The sequence below is a fragment of the Paenibacillus sp. GYB003 genome (assembly GCF_036577625.1).
Taxonomy (GTDB): Bacteria; Bacillota; Bacilli; order Paenibacillales; family NBRC-103111; genus Paenibacillus_AB.
The window spans coordinates 12228-29302 of sequence record NZ_JARBDC010000016.1 but is presented as its reverse complement, the minus strand read 5'-3'; the positions used below and the strand labels follow the sequence as shown (position 1 = coordinate 29302).

At 58.4% G+C, this 17075-nt stretch carries 15 protein-coding genes and 1 riboswitch; of the genes, 9 read left to right on the top strand and 6 right to left on the bottom strand.

All coding sequences use genetic code 11. The annotated features are described in order from the left end of the window. Positions 1-170: 170 nt before the first annotated feature. Positions 171-695 carry a nickel-responsive transcriptional regulator NikR gene (gene nikR, locus PV407_RS08810; protein ID WP_332089545.1) on the bottom strand — a complete coding sequence of 175 codons (525 nt, stop codon included), beginning with the start codon at positions 693-695 and terminating at the stop codon, positions 171-173. A 131-nt stretch (positions 696-826) separates the two neighbouring features. Between nikR and PV407_RS08805 the strand changes: the two genes are divergently transcribed. From PV407_RS08805 to PV407_RS08795, 3 genes are all read left to right on the top strand, one after another. Next, positions 827-1072 carry a DUF7662 domain-containing protein gene (locus PV407_RS08805; RefSeq protein ID WP_332089544.1) on the top strand — a complete coding sequence of 82 codons (246 nt, stop codon included), beginning with the start codon at positions 827-829 and terminating at the stop codon, positions 1070-1072. A gap of 142 nt (positions 1073-1214) precedes the next feature. Next, positions 1215-1778: an FAD-dependent oxidoreductase gene (locus tag PV407_RS08800; protein ID WP_332089543.1), complete on the top strand. Its 564-nt coding sequence runs from the start codon at positions 1215-1217 to the stop codon at positions 1776-1778. 58 nt (positions 1779-1836) lie between these two features. Next, on the top strand, positions 1837-2619 hold the full coding sequence (locus tag PV407_RS08795; protein WP_332089547.1) for a LysR substrate-binding domain-containing protein: 783 nt from the start codon (positions 1837-1839) through the stop codon (positions 2617-2619). On the opposite strand, the gene PV407_RS08790 is transcribed toward PV407_RS08795, so the two are convergent. The 3 genes from PV407_RS08790 to PV407_RS08780 form a co-directional block, all read right to left on the bottom strand. After that, positions 2589-3065: a C40 family peptidase gene (locus tag PV407_RS08790; RefSeq protein ID WP_332089542.1), complete on the bottom strand. Its 477-nt coding sequence runs from the start codon at positions 3063-3065 to the stop codon at positions 2589-2591. The genes PV407_RS08795 and PV407_RS08790 overlap by 31 nt on opposite strands. Positions 3066-3069: 4 nt before the next feature. Then, positions 3070-3206, bottom strand: a riboswitch (cyclic di-AMP (ydaO/yuaA leader). Positions 3207-3383: 177 nt separating this feature from the next. Continuing rightward, entirely contained in the window at positions 3384-4202 is an 819-nt protein-coding gene (locus tag PV407_RS08785; protein ID WP_332089541.1) for a hypothetical protein, read from the bottom strand. Between the two features lie 14 nt (positions 4203-4216). Beyond that, the gene (locus PV407_RS08780) at positions 4217-6193 is read right to left on the bottom strand and encodes a M1 family aminopeptidase (protein ID WP_332089540.1); all 1977 of its coding nucleotides are present in this window, start codon (positions 6191-6193) and stop codon (positions 4217-4219) included. A 202-nt stretch (positions 6194-6395) separates the two neighbouring features. Here PV407_RS08780 and PV407_RS08775 point away from each other — a divergent pair, with 202 nt between their 5' ends. Then, entirely contained in the window at positions 6396-6890 is a 495-nt protein-coding gene (locus PV407_RS08775; protein WP_332089539.1) for a YwhD family protein, read from the top strand. Positions 6891-7419: 529 nt separating this feature from the next. On the opposite strand, the gene PV407_RS08770 is transcribed toward PV407_RS08775, so the two are convergent. Next, on the bottom strand, positions 7420-9501 hold the full coding sequence (locus tag PV407_RS08770; RefSeq protein ID WP_332089538.1) for a transglycosylase domain-containing protein: 2082 nt from the start codon (positions 9499-9501) through the stop codon (positions 7420-7422). A 264-nt stretch (positions 9502-9765) separates the two neighbouring features. On the opposite strand from PV407_RS08770, the gene speE reads away from it, so the two are divergent. The 3 genes from speE to argS all read left to right on the top strand — a co-directional run bounded on the left by speE (position 9766) and on the right by argS (position 12780). Further along, positions 9766-10593, top strand: coding sequence for a polyamine aminopropyltransferase (gene speE / locus PV407_RS08765; protein ID WP_332089537.1), 828 nt, complete (start codon positions 9766-9768; stop codon positions 10591-10593). A gap of 103 nt (positions 10594-10696) precedes the next feature. Beyond that, on the top strand, positions 10697-11110 hold the full coding sequence (locus PV407_RS08760; RefSeq protein WP_332089536.1) for a DUF1934 domain-containing protein: 414 nt from the start codon (positions 10697-10699) through the stop codon (positions 11108-11110). After that, complete coding sequence (gene argS, locus PV407_RS08755) at positions 11107-12780, top strand: arginine--tRNA ligase (protein ID WP_332089535.1); 1674 nt, start codon at positions 11107-11109, stop codon at positions 12778-12780. The genes PV407_RS08760 and argS overlap by 4 nt, the downstream gene beginning before the upstream one ends. A 42-nt stretch (positions 12781-12822) precedes the next feature. Here argS and PV407_RS08750 read toward each other — a convergent pair whose 3' ends face one another. Then, positions 12823-13983: a S8 family peptidase gene (locus PV407_RS08750; protein WP_332089534.1), complete on the bottom strand. Its 1161-nt coding sequence runs from the start codon at positions 13981-13983 to the stop codon at positions 12823-12825. Between the two features lie 432 nt (positions 13984-14415). On the opposite strand from PV407_RS08750, the gene rpoE reads away from it, so the two are divergent. Next, positions 14416-14997, top strand: coding sequence for a DNA-directed RNA polymerase subunit delta (gene rpoE / locus PV407_RS08745; protein WP_332089533.1), 582 nt, complete (start codon positions 14416-14418; stop codon positions 14995-14997). A gap of 257 nt (positions 14998-15254) precedes the next feature. Continuing rightward, complete coding sequence (locus tag PV407_RS08740; protein ID WP_332089532.1) at positions 15255-16886, top strand: CTP synthase; 1632 nt, start codon at positions 15255-15257, stop codon at positions 16884-16886. Positions 16887-17075: the final 189 nt, after the last annotated feature.

Below are 17075 nucleotides of genomic sequence, written 5' to 3'. Positions count from 1 at the left end.
TTCATCATAACGATTAAACTTTTGCCCCTTCTTGGGTGGCATAAAAAAATCCCCTCCGGTCAACAGTGCTGAATCCATGATATCATGAACTCTTTTTTCACTGTCTACCGTAAGGGGATAATATCACGGCCGATGCGCCGGAGAACCTTTATTTTCGAAAACGATGCCCGTTATTCGCGCGAACGGGGGGGATGGCCGCGCTCCGGTCGATGGTCGTGCTCGCGGGCGCCGTGCGAGGCGGGTTCGCGTTCATGCATACGGCCGCGATCGTGCGGTTCGTCGTCCACATACGTGACGGACAATTCGCAGTACAGAACGCCGCGGCGCACCTGAATTTGCTCCTGGAGCTCCTTCAGCCTGTTCAGCCGGCCGCGGACCGCGATAATTTCCAGGCATTGCTCGTGATTCAGATGAATGTGCATGTTCGATATGATTTCGTTATGGTATTGGTGCTGAAGCTCCATCAGCACGAGCGGCAGCTCGCTTACATGGTGGTCGTACACCATGACGATCGTGCCGGCGACCGATTGATCGGGGGCCAGCCGACCCGGTTTCAGCATCTCTTTGCGAACCAGGTCGCGGATCGCCTCCGACCGATTCGTATATCGCTGCTCGGCGATGTACAAGTCGAATTGTTGAATGAGCTCCGACGGCATCGATACGCCGAATCGAACCAGCTCGTCTTTACCGGACATAAGCGCCTCCGACCATACGTTTTCCCAACATTGTAGCATATCCATGCGCGCCGCACGAGTCGGACCGGAAGACGCAGGCTTGTTCAGTATTTGTTCAGACGCCCTCGCTATACTGAAAAGGGGTGAAAAATATGAACAAATACAAGCCGCTCGAAGAGTACCTTGATGTTCAGTTGAGCCCGAGGGTGACGCTCGCATTCGAGCAAATCGAAGCCATTTTGGGCTTTCCGCTTCCCGTTACGGCAAAGACGGAGCCCCAATGGTGGAGCAATACGATCAGTGACTGCAATTCGCAAGCGATCGCTTGGTTAAAAGCGTTTCGAAGAGTGTCCCATGTCAAGCCCGGCGAGCGCGTTACGTTCGTAAGGGCGATATGACGAGCAGACGGTAAATCCCGTATCGCGGCGACGATGCGGGATTTTTGCCGTTTCTGCGTTTTGCGCCGGTTTCCTTTTATTTAAACTTTTTGTATACTAAAGTATGGAAAGAAAACTATCGTTTCTCGAGGAGGTTCGGTTGATGTACGACATCGTCATCGTAGGCGCGGGTCCCGCGGGAGCCAGCGCGGCTATTTTCGCGGCGAAAGCCGGCAAGAGCGTGCTCGTGGTCGACAGCGATCAAAGCGTTACGAAACGGGCATGGGTCGAAAACCATTACGGAGTGGCGGAAATTAGCGGCCCCGACCTGCTGGAAACGGGCAAGAAGCAGGCGGCGAAGTTCGGCGCGAAATTCGAGTCCGGCAAAGTGACCGGCATCTCCCGCGGCGACGACGGCTTGCAGGTCCAAACGGAAGGGGCCTCCTATTCGGCGCGGCACGTCATTATCGCTTCCGGCTTTTTGACCGACCTGGCCGAATCGGCCGGGCTGGAGACGGCGCCGGGAACGGAACCGCGCGTCAAAACGATATTCAAGACGGACGCCCAAGGCAAAACGAACGTCCCCGGCGTTTGGGCCGCGGGAACGTGCGCGGGCGTCAGCGTCCATACGATCGTTACGGCCGGCGACGGAGCGAAAGTGGCGATCAATGTCATCAGCGAGCTGAACGGCGAGCGTTATGTCGATCACGACGTTCTGAAGGCGTAATTCGCGGCAAACGAAGCGGCAGGACAAGCGTCCTGCCGCTTTTGCTTGTTATGGCCGTATCGCGGCCGGGTTAGCCCAGGGCGGAGCGGACCGTTTCGGGCGAAAGCGGAACCGCGCCCCGTCCGCGGGCGGATACGGCGATCCGCAACGCAGCGACAGCGCGATCGCTTCCGTATCTTTCAGCAAGCTGCCGGCCAATATGCTGCTCCCGGGCTGGATCGCGGCTTTCAAGGGCGAGCTCCCGGATATCGACATCGCGATCACGACGCTCAATTCGCGGGAGGCGTTCGAACGGCTGCTCCGGTACGAAGCGGATATGGCCGTCGTCGGAGGCGGGCGGGAGCTGCCGGCGGGGTTGAGCTGCCGGCCTCTGATGCTGGACGAATTGCGGTTTATCGTGCCGGGACGCCACGAATTGGCCGGACGGAAGGCGACGCTTGCGCGGCTGCTGGCCGAGCCGTTCGTCGTGCGCGAGGAAGGAAGCTCCGGCAGGGAGCTGCTGCTGGCGCTGTGCCGGCTGCACGGCGCGCCCGCCACGCGTATCGGCCTCCAGGTCAGCGGCACGGCGGAGACGATCAAAGCGGTGGCGGCCGGGTACGGAGCGGCGATCGCCTCCGCCCTGGAAGTGCGCGACAGTGTCTCGCGCGGCGAAATCGGCGTCGTGACGGTGGACGGGATCCGAATCGACAATCCGATCGGCCTGTACGTCAGGGAGGGGGAGCGCCGCCCCCGCAAACGACGACAAGCCCCGCCATGGGCGCATACCGCGCCTTGCGGGGCTTGTGCTTGTCCGTTCGCGTCCTCGCGATGTTACTTCGCTTCGGCTTCGGCCGTCAGCTGATTGAACAGGTCGTCCTCGATGACACGGCGAGCGGTAACGTAACGATTTTTGTAATACTTCTCGCTCAGCTTGTTTTTCACGACTCCGTCGTCGGTCGCGGAGTGAATGAACTCGTCGTCGCCGAGATAAATGCCGACATGCGAAATGCCTTTGCCGTCGGTGTTGAAGAAGACGAGATCTCCGGGTCTCAAATCCTTTTTGTCCACCCAAGACCCTTTCGTGGCTTGCGACTTCGATTGGTGGGGCAGCTCGATGCCAATTTTGTTGAATATGTACATCGTGAAGCCGGAGCAGTCGAATCCGCTCGGTGTCGCGCCAGCGCTTTTGTACTTGACGCCGATTTGCTCGTTTACCGTCTTGTCGAGGACGGTTTCGGCGAAAGCGGTACCAATTTGCACGCAGAACAGCGCGACCATGGTGGTAAGAATGATTGCTGCCTTTTTCAAAGAAGCGGACTCCTTCCGGTGCCTACGAGGTTAGCTGAGGGTTCGGTCGAAGGTGCCCTATGATCACTTTCAAGCGAGATCAATTCACCCGGAATGGTTCCCCCGTTTCCCGCTTGCGCGAGAATTCGGCATGTTTCGATTTTTTGTTTCCGGGGTAATGTAATTCGCGCTTTCCTCCGATATTCCTGCTGGATTCCAACAATTTTTTTCATTTTAATCGCCATTTTTTTGAGGATAACGTCCGAACATGCCAAAAAGCCTCATTTCCGTTCGGAAAATGAGGCTCTTTGCCGCCGATTTGCGACCTCGAGACAGGCGTCAGCGTTGACCGTCGCCGGCATATACGTGGTACTGCGTGGCGATCGTCCACAGCTTGAACAGCATGCTCGCAATATGAAACAGCTGCTGCAAAATCAGCGCGGATATGCCGGCCCAAATCAAGGAGGCGGATACCGCCGCCGCCGTAACCGCTCCCGACAGCGCGATCAGCGCGAGCGCCGCCGCGGCGATGACGGGGAATTTGCGGACGAACAGCCAGAGCGACCTGCCGAGCCGTTCCTCGTTCGTTTTCCCGAGCTGAATATAGATGAAGCCGAGGCGAAGCAGGAAGCCGTAAACGAGGTAAGCGGCGGCCCAAGGCAGCAGGGCGAGGCCGAGCGACGCGTAATCGCCGTGCGCGAAAAAGGCGTTCTTCGCGATCGGATACAGCCAGTACAGCGGAGCGAGCGTCAACGCCGTTTGGATCGCGTAATAGCCGAGAAACGGCTTGCCGAGCTTGCGGACGCCCAGCAAAAACCGGTAGCCCGAGTTGAGCTGCGAGTTGTGAATGGAGTAGTAGACGCCCGCATTCAGCAGCGGGGTCAGCAGCATGCGCGCTCCCGTTATGGCGAGCAGCATCCAGAGCGACGCGTGGCTGATATCGGTTTTCATCAAGCGAAACTGGCCTTCGGCCAAAAACAGGTGGGAGGCGGCCGGCGACAAATGCTCGCCGGGAAACCGGTACAGCAGCGGATCGACGATCGATTTGACGAACATCAGCAGCAGGAATCCCCACGCGAAATGATACAGCCATAGGACGAGCAGCAAAAACGTTTGCGACGCGGTCGTCTTGAATCCGTCCTTCAAATAGCGGAACATATGCGGCATTCTCCTCACCAGGCGACCCCGCCGAGCAGGGTCTCGATCAATTTGACGACTCCGATATTCCAGCGCACTCTCCATTTGCTGTCGACCGAAACTTGCATGAAATTGTTGATCCGTCTCGTCTCCAAAATCATCGTCTGCTGCGGGTCGATCGCCGCCCATTCGATCGGCGCTTCGCTCGTGATCGTATACAGCACCTGCGGGTCGCGGCCGTCCCACGTCTTATCCACTTCCGACCCGTCCGTGAAATGGAAGCGGATCGGCACGTCCGTATAATGGCCGCCGTATTTTTTGATCAGCACCGCGTTTTCGTATACCGATTTGTCGTCCTGCTTCACTTTGCGGGTTTGAATGTGCTCGATCGCGTAGTCGGTCATGCCGCCGCCGTATACGAACTGGTCGAAGTATTCGGCCCAGCTCGTTTTCGTCACGCTTTCCAGCACCGCCTGAAAATCGCTCGTCGTCGGATGCTTGAACTTCCACCTGTCGAAATACGTTTTCATGACGCGAAGCATTTGCTTTTGCCCGATTTTGGCCTCGATGCCGGCCAGCACGAGCTTGCCGCGCGTATAGACGTTGTCGGCGTACCGTCCGTGTCCGCCGTACAGCCAGGACGATTGCTTGAGCGGCTCCGGGTTCGTCACGTAGCTCGATTCGAGCGGGTAGTTCGGCTTCACTCCGAATTCGCTGGCCATGATCAAATCCTCGGCATAGGACGTAAACCCTTCGTCCAGCCACGCTTCCTCGAACTCGTTGCTCGCGACCATGCCGTACCAATATTGGTGGCCGATTTCGTGGACGATGACCCGCTCGAGCTCGAAGCTGTCCGTTTTGTCCGAAGCTTCCCAACCGGTGACGAGCGTCGGGTATTCCATCCCTCCGGCGCCGTTCGCCCCTTTCGGCGGGATGACGATCGACAGCGTGGAATACGGATATTCGCCGAACCATTCGCCGTATTTGGTCAAAGCCCGCTTCGCCGCGTACAGGTAACGGTCTTTAAGCGATTTGTGCGCCGGGTCGAGGTACAGCTTGATTTTCGCGCCGGGCACGTTCGGGGCCGAAAACGGCTCTTCGTAGTAAAGGAAATTCGGCGAAGCCGCCCAGGCGAAGTCGTGCACGTCGTCCGCGTAAAACTGGTATGTCTTTTTCGTTCCGTCGTCGGAAGCGGGCTTGATCGGAAAGCCGGTCGCCGCAACCGTATAATTGGTAGGAACCTCGATGCGGACGTTGTACATCCCGAAGTCGGCGTAAAACTCCGAGTTGCCGTGATACTGGTGCAGGTTCCAGCCTTCCTCGGCGCGGCCGCGCGTGCCTTTCGGCTCGTACACGGCGATTTTCGGAAACCATTGGCCCGCCATGACGAAATCTCCGCTGTAGCCCATGCGCGCGAACACGACGGGGAGCTTGACCGAGAAGCGGAACTTCACGGTCGTCTCGCCGCCCGGGGGAACCGGCTGCGGCAGACGGATTTTCATGAGCGTCTGATCCTGCTTGTTGCCGTCGTCGGGCTGCACATACTGCATCGAATGGGCCAAGTCGATCCCGCTTTCCGTTGCGATCGATTCGATGCTCATATGGCCGAAGCTGCCTTCCTTCATTTCGTCCTGCCGCAGCTTGCCGCCGGACTCGCGGTTGAACGTCGACTTTTTCGATTGGAACGCATTCGGGTATAAATGAAAGTAAAGCTCGCTTACGGGCTCGGCGCCGGGATTTTTCCACGTCAACGATTCGGCGCCGGTTAACGTTTTTTGCTGCGCGTCCAGCTGGACGGAAATATGGTACTCGACGATGTGTTTGCTGAGCGGCTTCGGCGCATCCACGGTCGGCGCGGGAGGCTCCAGCGTTCCGGGCGCCGGCTCGTTCAAGGCGGACAGCGCTTTGCCGGACTCGGGGCGTTCCGCGAATTGGACGAAGGCAAAGCCGGCGGCCGCGAGTACGAGCAGTAGAAGCCATAGCGTGCCGCGTTTGGACAGGCGGTTGATCATAACGAATCTCACCCCGTTGACAAGCATCTACAGCATGTATATGTTTGCTTTTGACGGAATATTAGCTAAAATAAGAAAAACGACTATCGCAGCAATTCGAGGGTGAGCGACCGCGTTTTGGCGGAAGTTTATTCTTTAAACGAATCATGGCGGAACACTCCGTACGGAAGTGAAATCGCATCGGAAGATGGAAGGTGAGCGTGTGGAAACGAACGAAAAACCGAAGAAGCTGGCGCTGAACGTCGTCAGCAGCAAAGAGCATAAAGGCTTCGGCGCGGGCGCGCTCGATTTGTCCGGCTTGTCCAGCGTCATGATCGACGGGGACGAAGCGTACATCGACCTCGGAGCGATTCACGCGAAGAGCAAAATCGAGCGCGGCATCAAGTTTTCGACGAACAAGGACGACGTGCCGAACGGACGCAAATGCTGGATCGTCTGGGTCAACGTCGGCCGCGGCGAGGACGGCCCGTTTTATTCGGGCGTCGCCGCCTGCGAGATGCTCGTCGATTCGGAAGCGAGAAGAGGCTGGAAAATTCTCGCCGACCACGTCAACAAAATGGATTACGCGCTGAAAGGCCGCGTCATTTTGGACGGCTTGAGCGATACCGAGAAGGCGGCGCTGAAGCGCGTTTTGGTCGAGCATAACGCCGAGTGGTGGGAGCGTTCGGGAGACGCGTTAAAGCAAGGATTGGCTTGACGGCTTCGGAGTCCGCGGCTGTACAACGAAACCGGAAACCGCCGCGAAGGAGGCCCTTCGCAGGGCGTTTTCCGCGGCGGTGAAGGCGGTTTCGCTATTTGTGTCGATTGTGTGTCAGCCGTTGTTAGAATCCGGCTTCTCGGTTAAACTAATTGGAGTATATTTGCACAATATACTAGGACAGCAAAAAGGCAGACGACTTCGTCTGCCTTTTTGCGTTGCGCCAGGCCGTACACCAATGGATTTTGTTTCGAACTATTCCACACCATACTTCAGCGGAAAACGTGCGATTTTTACACGGTGATTTTCGTGGCCAAGGGACTCTTACCACATATGAGGTTTTAGAATCGATTCTTAAAGCAGATGGATCTTTAACAGGCAATGTTATAAAAATGAAAATTAAATCTGTAACCGCTTCTTATGTTTCTGGTGAAAGGATGGAAAATGTGCAGTTTTTTGATATTGAAGTGTATTGAACCCGGGAAGCCGAATTGGGCGCAAGCGATATCGCTGCGCCCATTTTTCCGCCTCAATCGTTCCACCAGCGCTTCAAATCCTCCCACCACGAGCCGCCTTTTTTCGGCGCCGGTTTGCCCGTATCCGGCGCGCTGCCGTGCTCGGAGCAATACTCGGTCGGCTCCGTGCCTTTGACGAACGCTTCGACGCGCGAGTTCGGGCATTTGTCCGTCGCGAGCTTGCCCGTGGCCGGGTCGATGTAGACGCTCGTCACGTTGTCCGGCATCGGGAACAGCTTCGGCGGCACCGCTTCGAGCGAAGTCTCGATAAAATCGGCGAATATCGGAGCCGCCTTGTACGACTCGACCGAGTCGATGACCCGGTCGCGGTCGTAGCCGACCCATACCGCCGCCGCAAGCTCGGGCGTAAAGCCGACCATCCAGGCGTCGGTGTTCGTCGTGCCCGTTTTGCCGGCGACCGGCCGTTTGATCTGGCTCGCCACCCGGCTTGCCGTGCCGCCGGGGTCGAACACGCTTTTCATCAAATTCGTCAGCGTGTACGCGTACTCCGGCTCGACGATTTTTTGCTTCGTCGGCTTGGCCTCGTACAGCAGCTTGCCGGTCGCGGTTTCGATCCGCGTAACGACGGTCGTATCGACGCGCACGCCCTGGTTGGCGATGACGCCGAAGGCGGAGGCCATCTCCAGCGGGCTGACCGGATACGTGCCGAGCGCCAGCGACGGCAGCGGCTCGAGCCGGCTCGTCACGCCGAGCTTGCGCGCCGTTTCGATCACTTTGTCCGCGCCGACCTGCATGATCGTTTGCACCGCGTATATATTGTCCGACTTCGCGATCGCTTCCCGCAAATCGATATAATCGTTCGGATATTTGCCGGCGAAGTTGCTCGGCGTGTACGTTTTGCGGCCGCCGTCGTACGTGAATACGGTCGGCTCGCTCTTGAACCGGGTGACCGCCGTAAAGCCCGGCTGCTGCAGCGCCGTCAAATAGACGAACGCCTTGAAGGCGGAGCCCGGCTGCCGGCTGTCGGAAATCGCCCGGTTGAACTGGTTGTCGCCGTAATCTTTGCCGCCGACCATCGCCTTTACGTAGCCGTTGCGCGGGTCGACCGCCGCGAGCGCCGCCTGCAGCTCGCCGGAGTTCGCGAGCTGCTTCGCGACGGCCTCTTCGGCCGCTTTTTGCATGGAAAGGTCCAGCGTCGTATAAATGCGGATGCCGCCTTCGTCGAACTCCCGCTCGTCGATGCCGAGCTGATTGATAGCGACCTGCCGGACGTAATCCCGGAAGTACGGGGCCGAGGCGGCGACGCTTTTTTTCTCCGGGGTCATAAAGTTCAGCTTCTCCCGCTTCGCCTCCTCCGCCGCCTGCTCCGTTATGTAGCCCTGATTCGCCATCTCCGTCAATATCAGATGCTGCCGCTCCAACGCATTGTCCATATTGAAATACGGCGAATAATAGCGCGGTCCTTTCGGCACCCCCGCGATCAGAGCGCTTTCCGCCAGCGTCAGGTCGCCGACGTCCTTGCCGAAAAACAGCTTCGCCGCTGCCTGGACGCCGTAAGCGGAATTGCCGTAATAGGTCGCGTCGTTCAAATACATCTCCATGATCTGATCTTTGCTCAGCTGCATTTCGAGCTGCAGCGCGTACAACGCTTCTTTCATTTTTCTCGACCATGTGCGGTCCTGCGTCAAATATAAATTTCGCGCGAGCTGCTGCGTCAGCGTGCTGGCGCCCTGCAGCATGTTCATATGCTGCACGTTCACCACGGCGGCGCGCGCGATGCCGCGCAAGTCCAGCCCGACATGGTCGTAAAACCGTTTGTCTTCGATGGCCAGCGTCGCCTCGATCAAATGCTGCGGTATGTTTTTCAGCGGCACGAACTCGCGATTTTGTCCGGATTGAAACGAAGCGATCAAATTGCCGTGTATGTCGTACATTTGCGACGGCTGGGAGAACGTCCCGACCGGGAGCGCCTGGGAACGCAAATAGAGCATCAGCACGACGATGCCGACGACGCCGAGCAGGCCGCAGCCCAATACGAACGTCGCCAATTTGCGCAGCCATCCTTTGCGGGGACGGCCGGACGCGGAGCGTCTCCCCCCGGTTTTGCGGCTCGGGCCGTTGCCGGTTTCGTCCATGGCGGCTCCTCCTCCTGGTGGTTAAGTTTGGAAACTACTACTAGTATGGGGCTGAAAGGAGCGAGCTATTCAGGCGAAGTGCGAGAAAATGCGCCGATTGCGGCGATCGGAGGGAGGCGGGGCGGCCGCGGCGTCGTAGGGCAGGCGCATTGCATTTTTGCGGCGTTCCACTATAATACAATTTGTGCCTTGTGTTACAATGAAAAAAAGAGCTTGTCCGGCGGACAAGCTTCTGGCGAAGAATGAGGAAAGAAGGGATGCCCCATGGAATTGTGGTATACGGAGAAGCAGACCGAGCAATTCGGCATAACGGCAAAAATCAAAGAATCGCTCGTGAGGGAGCAGACGGAATTTCAGGACTTGGCGATCATCGACACGCACGAATGGGGCCGCATGCTCGTGCTCGACGGCATGGTCATGACGACGGTGCGCGACGAGTTCGTTTACCATGAGATGGTGGCTCATCCCGCCCTGTTCACGCACCCGAATCCGAAGCACGTGCTGATCGTAGGCGGCGGCGACGGCGGCGTCGTGCGCGAAGTGCTGAAGCATCCGCAGGTCGAGAAAGCGGTTCTGGTCGATATCGACGGCAAAGTGATCGAATACTCGAAACGATATTTGCCCGAAATCGCCGGCGAATTGGACAACCCTCGCGTGCAGGTGATCGTCAACGACGGCTACATGCACATTCATGATCATAAAAACGCGTACGACGTCATCATGGTCGATTCGACGGAGCCGGTCGGGCCCGCGGTCGAGCTGTTCAGTCGCGGCTTCTACCAAGGCATCTACGAATCGCTGAAGGATGACGGCATATTCGTGGCGCAAACGGACAATCCTTGGTTTAAAGCGGATCTGATCCGGACGGTGAATCGCGACGTGCGCGAAATATTCCCGATCGTCCGCGTATACGGGGCCAATATTCCGACTTACCCGAGCGGGCTGTGGACCTTTACGCTCGGCAGCAAAACGTACGATCCGCTTCAGGTGGACGAGGCGAGCATTCCGGAGATCGAGACGAAATATTATACGCCGCGGCTGCACAAGGCGGCGTTCGTGCTGCCGAAGTTTGTGGAAGATCTGATCAAGTAAGCCGCTCGGGACGGAACGAAAGATGAAGGGCGCCCTTCATCTTTTTTTTCGGACGAACGGCGATACCGACTATGAACGAAAAAAACGGGAGCGACCGGCGGACATGAAGCGCAGCGTGCGAATACGCATCGAAAGCAAGCAGGCGGAACAAACGCATATTCGGCAGGCCGAAGGCGAGCTGTACGCGAAAAACGGCGCCTATTATTTGCGCTACGCCGAGCCGGATACGGATATGGGCAGAACGACCGCCACGGTAAAATGGGACGACGCGCAAGTAAAAGTGATTCGTCACGGCGACGTCCGGTCCGATCTGACGTTCCGCTCCGGAGAACGGACGGCCGGCAGCTTCGAGCTGCCGCAAGGACGGATGGAGATGGAGCTGTATACGCACGGGATCGACCGCAGGCTGCAAAACGGTCTCGGCTCGCTGTCCTGGAGCTACGATATGTACGCCGGGGGCACCCATGTCGGGCGAATCCGGTTGAGGCTTACGATAGAGGAGGAGGAAGGCGAATGAACGTTATCGAACGGATCGAAGCGCTGCTTCGGGACACGATCGCGGACGCCGTCATGAAGGCGGGAATCGCGGAACGGGAGCAGCTGCCGGCCGTCGTGCTGGAAGTGCCGAAGGAGAAGGCGCACGGCGACTTGTCGACGAACATCGCCATGCAGCTCAGCCGCGCGGCGAAGCAAAACCCGCGCCAGGTGGCCGAGCGGCTCATCGCGGAGCTGGACACGAAAAAAGCTTATATCGCCAAAGTCGAAGTGGCCGGTCCGGGCTTCATCAACTTTTTCATGGACAAAAGCTATTTGCACGACGTCGTTCGCGAGGTGCTGGCGGCGGACGCGGATTACGGCCGCGTGCAGGTCGGCGGGGGGCGCAAGGTGCAGGTCGAGTTCGTCAGCGCCAATCCGACGGGCAGTCTCCATCTCGGCCATGCCCGCGGCGCCGCGATCGGCGACGCGCTGTGCAACGTGCTCGATTTCGCCGGCTACGACGTTACGCGCGAATATTACATCAACGATGCGGGCAATCAGGTGGACAACCTCGCCAAGTCGATCGAGGCGCGCTATTTGCAGGCGCTCGGCCGCGAGGCGGACATGCCCGAGGACGGGTATTACGGCGAGGATATCAAGGGATTCGCGCAGGAGCTGAAGGAGCGGGAGGGCGATAAGCTGACCGCTTTGCCCGAGGACGAGCGCAGAGCCTTCTTCAAGGCGTACGGGCTCGAGAAGGAATTGGCCAAAATCAAGCGCGACTTGTCCCGTTTCGGCGTATCGTTCGACGTCTGGTACAGCGAGACGTCGCTGTACGAATCCGGCAAGATCGCTCCCGCCCTGGAGCAGCTGCGGGCGAACGGGCACGTTTACGAGCAGGACGGGGCGACCTGGCTGCGGACGACGCCGTACGGCGACGACAAAGACCGCGTGCTCGTCAAAAACGACGGAAGCTATACGTATTTGACGCCGGACATCGCCTATCACCGCACGAAATACGAGCGCGGCTTCGACGAAATGATCAACATTTGGGGAGCGGACCATCACGGCTACATCCCGCGGGTGAAAGCCGCCATGGCCGCGCTCGGCTACGATCCGGCGAAGCTCACCGTTTTGATCGCCCAGATGGTCAGTCTGTACCAAAACGGCGAGAAGGTGAAAATGTCCAAGCGGACCGGCAAGGCGGTCACGCTGGAAGATTTGATGGACGAGGTCGGCGTCGACGCCATCCGCTATTTTTTCACGATGCGCAGCAACGACTCGCATCTCGATTTCGACATGGATTTGGCGATTTCCAAATCGAACGAAAACCCGGTGTTTTACGTCCAATACGCCCACGCGCGCATTTGCAGCATTTTCCGCCAAGCGGCGGAGCAGGGCATCGCCGCGGCCCCCGGCCCGCAAACGGATTTGTCGCCGCTTGCCGGCGAGGCGGAATTCGACCTGCTGCGCAAAATGGGCGAATTGCCGGCGGAGCTCGCGGAAGCGGCCGCCCAGTACGCCCCGCACCGGCTGATCCGGTACGTGTACGAACTCGCGTCGCAGTTCCACAGCTACTACCGCGCCGAGCGGGTCATTACCGAAGACGCGGCGCTGACGCAAGCCCGTCTGGCGCTGCTGGCCGCGCTGCGCATCGTCATCCGCAACGTGCTGAAGCTGGTCGGCGTATCCGCTCCGGACAGCATGTGAGGGTAGCCGCGAAGCCCGTAGGGGTGAGAGGGTCCTTCCCGTTTACGGGCCGAGATGGCGCAGCGCGCGAGCCGCGTCGATCTCCCCGCCCTTCGAGGCGGAGCGCGATTTCAGCCCCGCGATCGGGTTGGACGTTTTTTGCAGCAGCGATTTGATTTCCGACGGCGATAAATCGGGCTTCACCGACAGCATGAGCGCGATGACGCCGGATACGTGCGAGGTGGCCATCGACGTGCCGCTCAGCTCCATATATTTGTGATGCAGCCAGGTCGATCGGATTTTGTCGCCGGGCGCATACAAGTCGATCGCTTTGCCCCTGTTGCTGAACGGGGCTATTTTTTTGTGCGAAGTCGTGGCGCCGACGGAAATGACCTGGGAAAAGCGCGCCGGATAATCGATCGAGGTCAGCTTGCCTTCGTTGCCGGAGGAGGCGACGACGACGATACCCATCCGGTTCGCGGTGCGAACCGCCTCGTGAAGCGACTTGCTGCGATTTTTCATGCCGAAGCTCATATTGATGATATGCATCCGGTTGCGGACGCACCAATCGATGCCGAGCACGATGTCGGAGACGTAGGCGGTTCCGTTGTGATCGAACGCCTTGACCGGATGGATGATGGCGTGCGGCGCGACGCCGACCATGCCCGACTCCGGATTGGAGGCGGCGATCGTGCCGGAAATGTGCGTGCCGTGTCCGTTGTCGTCCGCGGGAAGCAGGCCGCGATGCAGCAAATTGATGCCGCGCGAAATGCGTCCCCGCAAATCGGGATGCGAATAGTCGATGCCGGTATCGATGACGCCGATCCGGATGCGGCCGCCCCGCGTTTCCTTCCATGCTTCGGGCGAACGGATTTGCCGGACTCCCCACGGGATCGAGGCGTCGGATTGGCGCGGCGTCGCCGGCTGCTGCATATATCTCGCGTGGGAGCCGTGGACGCGGATCGCGATATCCTCCTCGACGAAACGGATGCTCGGATGGCGCAGCGTGGTGCCGCCGCCTTTCAGGGCGCACGAAATCGCATGAATGATTTTAATCGGCTGGACGATCGATTTGACGGGAAACAGCTCGTTTGCTTTCTCGAACGCGGCCAGAAACCGGCCGTAAGCCGCCTTGTTTTTGAAATGGATGATATGGCGCTTCGCGCTCGTACCGGTCGCTACGGTCGCTTCGTGCAGCATTCGCAGCAGCGCCGATTCGCTCAAATGAATTCCCTCCCCCACTCCTCGAGTCGCTTACGTGATATGATATGAACCTGTACCACCGCCCGCATGTGGTGAGCGCCTTTTTTCGCAAAAGTTAGGCCTTGCGGCAGTAGCATCGGTACGCCGTCCTCATAGTATGAATCAGAGGGCTCCTGCGGGCGCTCTTCACGTACGCAAGGTGGTGAACGGTCGTTCATCGGCCAAGCGGATACAGTCCCTTGGAAGCCGGTCAGCTCGGCTTCTTTTTTGTGCGCGCCGTTTCGGCCGGTCCGACTGCGGGCCCTGTTGCATTTTTGTATAAAATAGGTTTTACTTAATGGAGATAATGGGCATTTTAGAAGAAGGACCGTCTCCGGGCGCCCGGAACGAAGGCGCTGCGGAGCTGCAGGAACGTTATCGTTGTAGAACATGTCGGAAAGGAAGTGTCAGGCCATGAGCACCCCTTACACGCTGAAAATCGATGCGGAGCAGGCAAAAGAAATGCCGATGGTCGATCTTGCGTTCGAAGTGCTGAAAGCGTCCAAAAATCCGTTTTATTACCGGGACCTGATGCAGGAGATCGCCAAGATCAAAGGGTTGTCGGACGACGAAGTGATGCAGGTTATCGCTCAGCTGTATACGGAAATTAATATAGACGGCAGATTCGCGTGCGTCGGCACGAACTTGTGGGGATTGAAACGGTGGTATCCGGTCGAAAAATCGGAGGACGCCGCGGTCGGCAGTTCCAAGCATCCCCGCATTTTGAACGACGACGACGACGACGATTACTACACGGAGGAAGAAGAAGTCGACGAAGAGTACGAGGCTTACGAAGGGGAAGAAGAATTCAGCGGCGACGAGGAAGACTTCTACCAGGACGAAGAAGCGCTCGACGACGCCGAGATCGAGGAGGTCGACGGCGAAATCGCCGAAATCGACGAAGAGGCCGAGGAGGACGAAGAATTCGGCGACGCCGACGAGGAGGAAGAAGCGGAAGACGAATTCGACGACCAGGAAGACGAGGACGCGAAGTAATCGCCGCGGACGTTCGGCGGAAGCCCCGGGCGGCGCTTCGCGAGGCCGGAACGGGGGCGCGCCTGGGAAGTTTCGGGGCGCCGCCGTCTCCCTTGACAGGCTCCCGGCGACCGGGTAAACTATGTTTTGGGCTACACATTTACAATTCGTTAGCGAATCCACTAAAGTGCCCCGTCTCGGCGGGAGTCACTTTTATTTTTTTTGCCCGGGCTGCCCAGGCGGACTTGCTTTTCAGACTTTAACGGAGGTTTACAAACGTGACCAAGTATATTTTCGTAACAGGCGGCGTCGTTTCTTCGCTCGGCAAAGGGATTACCGCGGCGTCTTTGGGTCGGCTGCTCAAAAACAGGGGGCTCAAAGTAACGATTCAAAAATTCGACCCGTACATCAATGTGGATCCCGGTACGATGAGCCCTTACCAGCACGGCGAAGTGTTCGTCACCGACGACGGTGCGGAAACCGACCTGGACCTCGGGCATTACGAGCGGTTCATCGACATCAACCTGTCCAAGACGAGCAACGTCACGACCGGCAAAATTTACTCGTCCGTCATTACGAAGGAGCGCCGCGGCGAATATTTGGGCGGTACCGTTCAGGTGATTCCTCATATTACGAACGAAATCAAGGATCGCGTATTCCGCGCCGGCCGGGAGACGCAATCCGACGTCGTCATCACGGAAATCGGCGGCACCGTCGGCGACATCGAAAGCTTGCCGTTCCTCGAAGCGATCCGTCAAATCAAGAGCGACATCGGCCGCGATAACGTCATGTACATACACGTGACGCTTATTCCGTATTTGAAGGCGGCCGGGGAAGTAAAGACGAAGCCGACCCAGCACAGCGTGAAGGAGCTGCGCAGCATCGGCATTCAGCCGCAGGTCGTCGTATGCCGGACCGAGCATCCGCTGTCCGAAGACATGAAGCGGAAGCTGGCGCTGTTCTGCGACATCGACCCCGAAGCGGTCATCGAATGCCAGGATGCGAGCACGCTGTACGAGGTGCCGATGATGCTGCGCGAGCAAGGTCTCGACGACATCGTCGTCAAGCATCTGAAGCTCGACGCGTTCCGCAATCCGCCGGATATGACGGAATGGGAACGTCTCGTCAACAAAGTGAAAACGTTGGAAAACAAGACGGAAATCGCCATCGTCGGCAAATACGTGGCGCTGCACGACGCTTATTTGAGCATCGTGGAGGCGCTCGGCCACGCCGGCATCGATTGCAATACGGAAGTGGATATCCGCTGGGTCAACGCGGAAGAGCTGTACGATCATAACGTAGCGGAGCAGCTTGCCGGCGTACAGGGTATTCTCGTTCCGGGCGGCTTCGGAGACCGGGGAATCGAAGGGAAAATTTCGGCGATCCGCTATGCGCGGGAAAACCGCATTCCGTTTTTCGGCATTTGCCTCGGCATGCAGGTGGCCGTGGTCGAGTACGCCCGCTCCGTGGCCGGTCTGGACGGCGCGAACAGCTCCGAAATCAATCCGACGACCCCGTATCCGGTCATCGACCTGCTGCCGGAGCAGAAGGACATCGAGGATTTGGGCGGAACGATGCGGCTCGGCCTGTATCCGTGCAAAATCGCCGAGGGCTCGCTCGCGATGCGCTGCTACGAGGACGAGCTCGTTTACGAGCGCCATCGCCACCGGTACGAGTTCAACAACGAATACCGCGAAGCGCTCGAGTCGGCCGGCTTGAAAATTTCCGGAACGTCTCCGGACGGCCGCCTCGTCGAAGTGATCGAGCTGCCGGACCATCCGTGGTTTTTGGCCGTACAGTTCCATCCGGAGTTTACGTCCAGACCGAACCGGCCGCAGCCGCTGTTCAAACATTTCGTGCGGGCTTCGATGGACTGCGCGAAGCCGGCGGAGGAAGCGCGGGCGCTGTAACGCGCCCGGCCCCCGTCCGAAAGGCCCGGAAATGCTTGCTGGACCGCCTCCGTCGCCGAACCTTGTTAAAAACTTACAACTTTATTTGGAAACGAGCAGGAATCTCGGCTCGCATATCGAATTTTTCTAATTACGAAGCGAAAGTCAAAGTCGATGTGCGTTCGAGGTATCGCATCTTGCGCTGGCTTG